Source organism: Aquiflexum gelatinilyticum (assembly GCF_024741135.1).
Lineage (GTDB): Bacteria > Bacteroidota > Bacteroidia > Cytophagales > Cyclobacteriaceae > Cognataquiflexum > Cognataquiflexum gelatinilyticum.
On sequence record NZ_JANSUY010000005.1, the window covers coordinates 117,383 to 128,615 of the forward strand.

Annotated in this window: 3 protein-coding genes; all 3 read right to left on the minus strand. The window is 42.6% G+C overall.

Going from position 1 to position 11,233, the window contains the following annotated elements; translation table 11 throughout:
• Nucleotides 1-715: 715 nt before the first annotated feature.
• A complete protein-coding gene (locus tag NU887_RS09775; RefSeq protein WP_258423179.1) occupies nt 716-5,308 on the minus strand; it encodes a choice-of-anchor tandem repeat GloVer-containing protein in 4,593 nt (1,530 codons plus the stop codon).
• A 653-nt stretch (nt 5,309-5,961) separates the two neighbouring features.
• Nucleotides 5,962-8,373, minus strand: coding sequence for an ABC transporter permease (locus tag NU887_RS09780; RefSeq protein WP_258423180.1), 2,412 nt, complete (start codon nt 8,371-8,373; stop codon nt 5,962-5,964).
• A 422-nt stretch (nt 8,374-8,795) separates the two neighbouring features.
• A complete protein-coding gene (locus NU887_RS09785) occupies nt 8,796-11,204 on the minus strand; it encodes an FtsX-like permease family protein (protein WP_258423181.1) in 2,409 nt (802 codons plus the stop codon).
• Nucleotides 11,205-11,233: the final 29 nt, after the last annotated feature.

An 11,233-nucleotide genomic window follows, 5' to 3' on the forward strand; every position in this document is an offset into this window, starting at 1 on the left:
TTGGTATCCAACCTTAGGTCAATAGTCTAAGAAATCTTACCATTAAATTGGGGATAATTCATGCTGATACCTTTGTTTAAAAATAATGATGTTCAAGCACAGAAAAACACAGTCTAGGACAAACGCTTTCTCTTTCTGTCCCAACGTATGATTTTATTTACCCACTTGAAATCGGGAAGGAAAAGGCATGTCAAAAAGTAACCAAAATGAAAAAAATCTAAGAACAGAATTCAGAACTACCCTCAGTGATTGCGGTGATGAAAATTTGTGTTATTTGAGTGTTACAGTTCTAATTGTTTTAGTTGTTGTAATTGTTCTACTGATTGTAATGGTTGTTTGCTTTGCGTTTTCAGGGTGTCAGGTTGAGGAATCCGTTATCCTGAACCGGAGCTTGCAACGGTAAGGAATCACTTTGACTAGTGAGACACTTTGCATCACTTAGAAATTCCAAATTTCTTTTGTCTCGTTTCTTGCTTCTTGCCACTTGACTCTCATTATTAATTTATCATTCTAAATTCAAATTTTCCCTTGTTCCTGCCTTTTGGATCTTCTTGGTTTCCTGATAAGCGCTATCATTAATATCTGGTTTTTTACAAAGCCGCCTTCCCCAAAAACATAAACCCGGGGAAGCCCAACCTTATATCAATGGTCAGATTTACCCGGGTTTTTATTCAATTTGTATTCTCAGTTTACCGGTGATAACCGGCATTCAACATCACTCAAAGATCAGTTGTACACGTACAGGAGCCAGATAAACATCGCTTTCAAGGATCAGGATATACATTCCTGCCTGGTTGACGTTTCCTGAGAAATCCAATCGGATGGTTTTGCTTTCTCCGATTTCTGCTTCCCCTTCTGTCAGTTTCGCACCGTTGATGCTGTACAGGATGTACTTCACTTTTCCTTCCTTAAACCTGCTGTCCATTATACTTACCCTGCCATCCTTTACCGGATTAGGGAATGCCTTCAGGGAATATCCGCTCAGGATTTCCATGCCTGGTCTTTCCTTCTCCATGGATTCATCTGCAGCGGGGTCAGTTTCATTTGTTATCCTTAATGAATTGTTGACTATAGAGAAAGTAATGGTCTTTTCAGGTCCCGCCGTACCTCTTCTCTTGCTCTCGGAATATGCCCTTGCTGTCAGCGTATAGTTTCCCGGAGACAGTGTCTTTCCTGAATAATTGCCATTTTTATCCCCAAACAGGGCATATGGGGCATCATTCTCAGTTGTTGTACGGTTTACCGGACCTGATAGCTTCAAGTACACACTTCCCACTACTGATGGATTTGTATTTGCCCTGATGTTCAGACTCAGTCCCTGAACTTCACTTTGGCTGATCTGAAGACCATTTGTAACAGTCATAATATCCAAATCCGTTCCTGCATTTACAAGGGTAAATGATTCGATGTCAAAGTTTGGAACAGCCTGTACGGTGATCGTCGAAGAGGCCATGAGCCCTCCGTTGACTGTAGTCGCGGTGATGAACGCCTGCCCTGTACCATGCCCTGTCACCAATCCGTTTTCGTTTACCGTAGCAACCGATTCGTCGGAACTGCTCCAGTTCACTGCCTTGTCCGTCGCATTAGACGGCAATACTGTTGCTGTCAGCTGAAATGCACTGCCTTCATTGATGGTGGCTGTCGATGGACTTACTGTTATCCCTGTCACAGCAACTAAAGGTGCTACGATGGAGAATTGGATGGAAGATAGGATTCCGGCTGTGCCGCCTCTGTTGGAAGCCGAATAAGCCCTTGCCGTCAGGGTATAGGTCCCTGCAGGCAGCGTCCTTCCTGAGTAATTGCCGTTATTGTCACCAAAGAGCGCATATGGTGCTACATTTTCTGTTGAAGTACGGTTTACAGGTCCCGAGATTGTGAGGTAAACACTCCCCACCACTGATGGATTGGTATTTGCCCTTATGTTCAGACTTAAGCCCTGAACCTGATTCAGGCTGATCTGGAGCCCGTCTATAACTGTCAAAATATCTGCATCCGTCCCGGCATTGATCAAAGTAAAGCCTGTAATGGACAAAGGAGGCTCACTTTGAGTGACAGTCACTTTCTGGATCACTTCCACAGCATCATTTCCGGAAGGATCCTCCGCTGACCATGTAATAGTAGTCTCTCCTAACCCAAATGGCTCTCCAAGATCTTTACCGTCACTTCTTAATCCTGTGACCGTGGCAGAACAGTTGTCAGATACCGAAGGCTCGGGAACCGACACACTGGTGACTGTCTGACCTGACGGAACGCTTACATCGATATCAGATACTGATCCAATCACCGGCAATTCATCATCTGCTACAGTTACATCAAAACTACAGGTCACCTGATTGCCTGCTGCATCGGTAGCGGTGTAGGTAACTTTTGTAGTCCCCACAGGGAATACCGCACCCGGCTCAAAGTTGCTGACTAAGTCTACAGAACCGCTGTTGTCGTTCGCAGTCGGTGCAGTCCAACTGACTGCCGCACTGCAGTCACCCGGATCGTTGGACACGGTGATGTCTGTCGGACAGTTGTTGATTATTGGGTCTACCGCATCAGCATCTTCCATGATTGTCACTTTAAAGCTACATTCGGCGGTATTGCCTGCTGCATCTGTTGCTAGGTAAGTAACTATAGTCTCCCCTACAGGAAAAGTTGCTCCGCTTGCAAATCCTGATTTCAATTCAATCCCTGCTCCTGTACAGTTATCGCTGAAAGACGGATCGCTATAGCTGATCGTTTTTCCTGTTTCTCCGAAGGCAACCGTCTCGTTGATATCGTCAGGACAGGAAATAATGGGATCTTCCGTATCAGGCGTCAATAGGATTTCTACCTCAAGGCTTCCGGTAGCACCTGCATCATCCGTGACCACTACCTTATATATACCTGCGGCTAGGTTATTCAAATCTTCTACGTCAGCAGTAAAAGTATCCGGTCCTGTCCAGGAGATGACGGGCGTTCCGCTAGCCCCGCTTATGGTAAGGTCAATACTTCCATTACGACCTGGGCAAGATTCATCAACTTTGGTTACGGACAATCCCAAGTCAGCTGGAGGAAAAGTAAACAAGGTGAGTTGACCGTATAAAGGCGATGCCCCATTTGTCAAATTAAAATCTGCATTCTTGGTAAAGACTTCATTGACGGGATCATATTCGAACACAACACCGTATTCATTTATACCTCCGGCTTGTGTCATGCCATAGAGCTTTCCGTTGAATACGGTCAGGGTGCCGTAAGGAAATCCACCACTCGAAAAACTAAAGCTATGTTTTCTGCTAAATGTATCCGTAGCAGGATCATATTCAAACAAAACACCATTATTGAAATCACCAAAACCTGAGGTCAACCCATAAAGTTTGTCGTTATATTCAGTTAGGCTTCCAAAAGGAATCATACCATTTGCAGGATCAAAATCCAACTTTTTCACAATGGTTGCTGATAAAGGATCATACTCAAAAAGCACGCCGCCCTGATTGGCACCACCTGAAGATGTCATTCCAAAGAGGATGCCATTGTACTCAACAAGACTTCCATTGGGACCCTCACCATTTAAACCATCAAATGATACCCCGTTAGTAAAAAGGCCGGTGACTGGATCAAACTCAAATACCACTCCCTTATCATTATTCCCTCCCTTATTTGTTAGCCCATAAAACTTGCCATTCAGTACCGTCAAACTCCCATTAGGAAATCCCCCACTTGCACTTGATTGATCAAAGTCAGCCAATTTTGTAAAAGAAGAGCCTACTGGATCGTACATAAAAATAACCCCTTGGTCATTAACTCCTCCAAAGGGAGTCATCCCGTAGAGTTTCTCATCGTAGACAGTCAAGTCCCCAGAGGGTTTTGAACCACTGATCCCATCAAAAGTATAGAGTGGCGTATAATTCTGACTTACGGGATCGTAGGAAAAAATAACGCCCACTTTACCTTTACCTCCTGCCGGTGCCATTCCATACAAAATATCCTTGTACAAAGTCAAACTTCCGGAAGGATAACTGCCATTGGTTCTTTCGAAATCAATCCGTCGCGTATATAATTCAGTAGCAGGTGTGTACTCAAAAATCACACCTGAATCATTGTCCCCTCCCGCGGAAGTCATACCAAATAGTTTGCCATCAAAGACCTCTAAACTACCTAGTGGGATACTGCCACTTTCTTTTTCAAAATCCCTTTTTATGGTGTTACTTTTGGTTAAAGGGTCGAATTCAAAAAGAACCCCGACATTGCCAGCCCCACCACTTGAGGTCATCCCGTAAAGCTTATCGTTGAAAACGGTCAAGCTGCCAAAGGGTGTGCTTCCGTCCTTTACCCCAACAAATACATCGGCACGTTCAATCGTGTTGCTGAGGGGGTCATACCAAAAAATGAATCCACTGTCAGCAATTCCCCCCTTTGGAGTTGTCCCATAGAGCTTATCTCCATATAGCGTCAAACTTCCACCCAATGCGTCACTGCTCTGAGCAGTTATAAAAAAACTTTTCAGGTTAGTAAACACGCCATTGCTGTAGACAAAAATAATCCCATTATCGTCTCTCCCTCCTTTATTTGTGGTTCCGTAAAGCTTACCATCATAGACTGTCAATCCACCTCTCGGATTAGCTCCATCAGTTCCGTCAAAATCGTGCAATTTAGAGAATTCATCAGTCGTAGGGTCAAATGAAAAGATCACACCCAAACCATTTACTCCTCCTAAAGTGGTCATTCCGAAAAGTGTACCTCCTAAGTTCACCAAGCTTCCTGAAGGGCTTACCCCATTCGGACTATCGGCTGTGGAGAACACATGCTTTTCCGAGTATACATCAGTGAGCGGATCAAACTCAAAAATGACTCCGGCATTGTTTATGCCACCTGATGTAGTTCCATACAATTTTCCGTTGAGTTCTGTAAGTCCACCAATTGGAAGGCTTTCACCTTTAAAGTCATGCTTTTTTGTGTAAACCCCATTTACTGGATTAAATTCAAACAAAACACCATAAAAATAGACTCCTCCAGAATAAGTCAATCCATACAGTTTGCCGTTGAATTCGGTCAAATCATTGAACAGAGGCTTTCCCGGCGAGAAGTTCGTAAATCCCGTCGGAGCAGGATCTGTCAAGGTTTGGCTGTTGATATCGTATTCGATAATGGCGCCTGTCCCATCTTTTCCTCCCCGGGAAGTAAGGCCATAAAACTTGGGGGTTTGGGCCAGTAACGGCGTCATCGTCAGGAAGAATGCCAAAAAGGATAAACTCCAGAAAGAGGTGGAAATATGCTTCCATTTATTCGAGGAAACAGGATACTTCTGCCATTCAGAAGATTCATTGGGTATAATTCTATTCATATTGGTTTAATTAAATTAGAAAGCTAATTTTTAAGGTGTTTCAAGTTGTTTAAGAAATCTATTCATGAGTTCGCTCAAGGTTTAGGACAGATTTTAAAAAAACAAAAGATAGGATTGGGTGAATTTTGATATGCAGAATGGGATTAAGCTGATGTTTTTACAGATTAATTACTTCCAACGAATACTTTATATCAATTATATTGATTATTATATACAAAAAAATGTAGGTCGGGACGAAAAGCTGCTTTTTTTGTCCCAACGCATGGATTTATTTTCCCAATAGAAAAGCAAATAGGAAGAGGAAGACCTAAAATAACCCAAATTGAAAAATATCGGGGTTCAAAATTCAGATCTACCATCAGTGATTGCAATGGTAAAAAATATTTGTGTTTTTTGACTGTTACAGATCTAATTGTTTTAGTTGTTGTAATTGTTCTATTGGTTGTAATGGTTTTCTGTTACGTGTTGTCAGGATGTGGAATCCGTCATTCTGAACCGCAGCCTGCGGAGGTGAAGAATCTCTCTAAATTGAGACTCTTCGCTTCACTCAGAGTGACGACATGCATTTATTTCATTCAGAATTCAGAATTCCCCAAGTCTCGTCTCTCGCTTCTCGTCTCTTGCCTCTCGTCTCTTGCCTCTCGCCTCACAAATTACTCACTCTTAAGGCTATCCACAGGATTCATCATAGCGGCTTTGAAAGCATGTGAACTGACTGTTGCCAATGCAATCACAATTGCGATCATTCCTGCAAGGAGAAATACCCACCATTCGATTGCTATCCGGTAAGCAAAGTCCTGAATCCAGCTGTCAACCACATACCATGAAATCGGGATCGCAATCAGTATAGCTGCCAATATCAATTTCATAAAATCCTTGGATAGCATCACCACCACGCCACCAACAGATGCACCAAGGACTTTACGGATTCCGATTTCTTTGACCCGCTGTTCGGTGGTAAATGATACCAACCCAAACAATCCCAAACAGGATATTAGGATCGAAAGCAAGGTCAGCATGCCCACAATGGTATTCAAAGTCTGATCGGAACGGTACATTTCATTAAAGTGGTCATCCAAAAACTTATATTGAAATTCCTCTTCCGGTATCATTGTGTTCCACACCGACTCGATATGTGCGATTGCTGCAGGAGCTGCATCGCCTTTGATTTTGACAGAGACCTCAGAATAGCCCCAATCTTTTTTGTTGAAAATGGCCAAGGACTCAATCTTATGGTGAAGGGAATTGAAGTTGAAATCCTTGGAAATACCCACAATCTGTCCCACAGAATCCATCCAAGCCAAGCCGATGGATTGCCCGATCAAAGACTCAATCGGTCGGGTATTGCCTTCACTTTTGAGCAATTCTTTGGCGAGTGATTCATTGATGATAAATGCATTGCCGTTGTCAGAACTTATGTTCTGGTCAAAATCCCTGCCTGCGATCAAGTCGATTTGATACACATCAAGATAATCCGGATCAACCACTATATGGGAAGTGGAAAGGATTCTTTCAGGTCCATCTCCCCGGAATACAATTCCTGTCTGATGGAGATTATTACCAAGCCGTTGACCCGATCCGGTTACCTTTTCTATGGCTGGATTTGAAAGGAGTTCTTGCTTCATGGATTCATACCTCGAAAAGAAACGCTGATTCAAGGGAATGGTCAGCACCTGTTCATGGGAAAAACCGAGGTCCTTTTCCTGCATAAATCTGATCTGTTGTGTCGCAAAAAGTGTCGTGATAATCAGGAATACCGCACCCGCAAACTGGACAACGACTAGTGCATTTCTGAATTCTGATTTCTTATTTCCAACTTCAGGTGATCCTTTCAACACTTTTGCCGGGCGGAAATTAGAAAGATAAAAGGCCGGATAAGTCCCTGAAAGCACGCCTACCACAACAGCCCCCAAAATGAGATTGAGCAAAAGAATAGGATTACTAAACAATGGGAAATCCAATTGTCTTTGGCTGAATTGATTGAGATATGGCAAAGCAAGCAAAACAATCCCAATCGCAAAAAACAAAGCAATCATGCTGATGAAAATGGATTCACCGATAAATTGGATAAACAATTGTGGTTTGGAAGCCCCTGAAGTTTTCCTCACCCCGATTTCCATGGACCTTCCTATGGACTTTGCGGAAGAGAGGTTTACAAAATTGATCCCGGCAATAAAAAGTACAATCAATGCGATGTAAAAAAACACCTGAGTATATGCTCCATCAAATTTTCTGTAATTAAAATAATCATGCGTAATCTCTGATGAATTTGCATGGATTTCTTGAATTGGTTGTAGGAAAAGCTCAAACTCTTTCGCCCTTTCCTCCCCTAAATGGGACACAAGATATTCCGGAAATTTGGATTCGAGATTTGAAATGTTTGCACCATCTGCCAATTTGAGGTAAGTCGTATACCAATTGGCTTCCCAATCACCCATCGCCTGAGGACTAAAGTAGGTGCTAAAAGAAGTCAATCCTTCAAATTGCAAATGTGAATTGGCAGGGATATCCTCCATCACACCGGTAATCCTATAATAACTACTGTCCTGGGCGGAACTGAATACAGTCTTACCCATAGCCGGTTCATCACCGAAAATCAGTTTGGCAGAAGAAGCTGTCAGCACCATGCTATTTGGTTCCTTCAGGGCAGAATTTGGATCGCCTTCCAACATCCGAAAATCAAATAGGTCAAAAAATGAAGAATCTGCCCATAAGATACTTTTGAGAGAAGTTTCTTTTTCTCCGTTTCTTAGTACCATTTCCCCACCTTGGGTTAGCCGGGTAAAGTTTATAACTTCAGGCATTTCCTCTAAGAGAGTTGGCCCCATTGGGTACATGGTCAGTGCTACCTTTTGGGGAGAAACCATACCCTCCCACTTTTGAACTTCATTGAGTCGGTAAGTATTCTTGGTTTGGAATCCATCAAAATCCCGCTCATAACTAACAAAAAGCATGATCATAATACATACAGCCATCCCAATAGAAAGACCGGAAATATTGAGAAAAGAGAAAAGTTTGTTTTTTCTCAGGTTACGCCAAGCTATTTTAAGGTAGTATGTCCACATGGAATTTGAAGATTGGAAAATTGAAAGATTGGAAAATTTTAAAATTTAAAGGTTGGAAAGCTGTAAGGTTGTAGTTGTTCTAGTTGTTGTAATGGTTGTAGTTGTTCCGCCACGGCGGACAGGTGTAATAATTGTCTGCTTCGCGTTGTCAGGTTGCGGAATCCGTCATTCTGAACTGCAGCCTGCAAAGGTGAAGAATCTCTTTAAATTGAGACTCTTCGCTTCACTCAGAGTGACGAATACTAAGTTATTTTTTATTCATCATTCATAATTCTGAATTCCCTCGGACCTACATCTTGAACCTTTTGGCAGTTGTCTGCGTCCTTGGGGCTCTTGGTACTTAATACTTTGTACTTTCAAAAGCCCCTCTTCCTTTCGAGAATTCAGTCTCGTTTCTCGCTTCTCGTCTCTTGCTTCTAAACTCATTCATCTTTCAGAATCTTTGCCGGATTGGTCTGTGCTGCTGAGTAGGAATGGATTCCCACAATCAAAAGGCAGAGTAAAAGCACGCCAAGACCAGAAAGCAGGTAAATAAAGTAGGGCATTTCCACCTTGTAGCTGAAATTGTTCAGCCATTCGCTCAAGAAGTAATACGCAGGATAAACCGCCAATACAAAAGAAACCAAAATCAGCACGACATATTCCTTGGAGATCAATCCGAGGATCTGTGCAATCGACGCACCCAATACTTTCCGGATACTGATTTCTTTTGTTCGCTGCGCAATGGTATAAGAAGAAAGTCCAAACAATCCCAAAGCTGATATTATGACTGCAAGGATGCAGGCCATTCCCAGCACATTTCTGATCTTCAAATCCTCTTCATAAAACTTAGCAATCGCTTCATCTAAAAACTTGAATTCTGAGGCGTCGTAGGGATATATCTCTTTGAAGATTCCCTCCATTTCTGCTTTGGCGAGGGCTAGGTTATAACCGCTTTCTAATTTGACATTCAGTACATTAAAACCTTCAGGTACATAAGTAAGCACCATCGGACGGATTTCTTCTCGCAAAGTCCGTGAATTAAAATCATTGACCACTCCAGTGATTTTCCTCTGGTTGGCACCAAACCTCACCAATTTCCCTACCACTTCATCCGGATTGTTGACGCCGATTTCTTTGGTAAAGGCTTCGTTAACCATGATTTCATCAGTTTGGTTGGAACTGCTTTTTCCTGCCAAGATCTTCAAACCATTCACTGACACAAATGCCGAATCGATATTCTTGACCTGAATGTAATAGCGGGTTTCAGAAGTATCCTGTGGGACATAGATATCCGAAGTCCAAAGCCCGTCCGAGGAAACCAAATCTCCGCTCAAACTTGCACTTTTCACAAAACTAAACTGAGATACCCTTTCCCTTAATCTTTCAGCCTTATCTATGCCAGCCATAAAAGGCAACTGTGTGTATACCACCGCATCCCGGTCAAAACCCAAAGGTTGGCTGGATACATATTTCATCTGAAACGAGATCACCGAAACCAAGATGATAAAGGCAATGGAGCTGGCAAACTGTAATACTGTGAGGTTTTTTCTCAGAAAAACCCCGATGGAAAACTTTCCGTTTTGCTCCTTCTCCCCTTTGAGGGCACGTTGCGGATCATAATTGGCCAAAATAAGTGAGGGATAAATCCCTGCCAATAGGGTCAAAACAAAAGAGATAAGGGTCAGAAAACCTATATTTTCCAGCTTGAGGTAATTCACTTCCAATCCTGAAGGAAGGTAATTTCTGAATACCATCACCAAAGCTTCTGCCATTGCCAAACTCAAAAGACATGCAAAGAATATCATCAGATACGTTTCTGACAAAAACTGTAAAACCAACTGGGATTTGCCTCCACCAAGGGTTTTTCTGATACCCACTTCCTTAGCCCTGCCGATGGCTTGTGCTGTTTCGAGGTTGATAAAATTCAGACAGGCCAATGACAAAATGATCAGGCCGATAAATATCAGGCCATTTAAGAAAACCTTGGATACTGTTTGGGACCCCCCATCAGATTGGTCAAAATGTATTTCTGCCAAGGGCTGCAGCGTAAACCTAGAGTTTCCCCCTTCTTGGTTGAGGTTCTTTTCAGATATTTTTGTCAATCCGGCAAGTAGGTCTGAATCAGTCTTCAGGGTTTCTTTTTTGATAAAGAGTTGTGAACTGGAGTTGACATTGCCCCAAGAGTCAAGTCCAAACCAATTTTCTTTATCCATACTTCTGATTGTAGAATAAGAAATGAAATCCGTGAAAAGGAAATCCGTATTTTCTTCAAAGTCAGCCACAACACCGGTAATCTGAGCATTGATCGTATCCGAGTCATAGTAAAAAATCTCCTTGCCCAAAACCTGAGAAGGTTCCTGTCCAGGAAAATACTTTTGCATGGAAGCATGGCTGATGACGGCTGTGTAAGGATTTGCAAGGGAATTTTCAGGACTTCCGGCGAGCCATTTTCTTGGAAAAATCCGGAAAAACCCTGCATCTGCAAAAGTCACGTTATTGGTCCTTCCCATCACTTTTTGTCCCTCAGGCAAAAACACCAAGGTCTCCCAAAGGGTATAAAGCCTCCCCTTCTGCGCTATGCCGGTCAATTCCTTGTCGATCACTTCTCCCAATGGACCGGGAGTTCCGGAATTCGGGAATTCCCCGTCACCAAAATCAGTAATCATCCCTACCCTGAATATCTGTTCGGTATCAGGATGGAATTTGTCAAAACTGTTTGAGTACCAAACGATGTTGAAAATCAAAAAACAGATAGAAATCCCGATTGACAATCCCAAAATATGGGTTGCCGTCCTGAGTTTATTTCTCTTTAGATTTCTCCAGGCGATGATCAAGTAGTTTCGAAACATAAGGGAAGGGGATTTAGTGGTTGTTATTG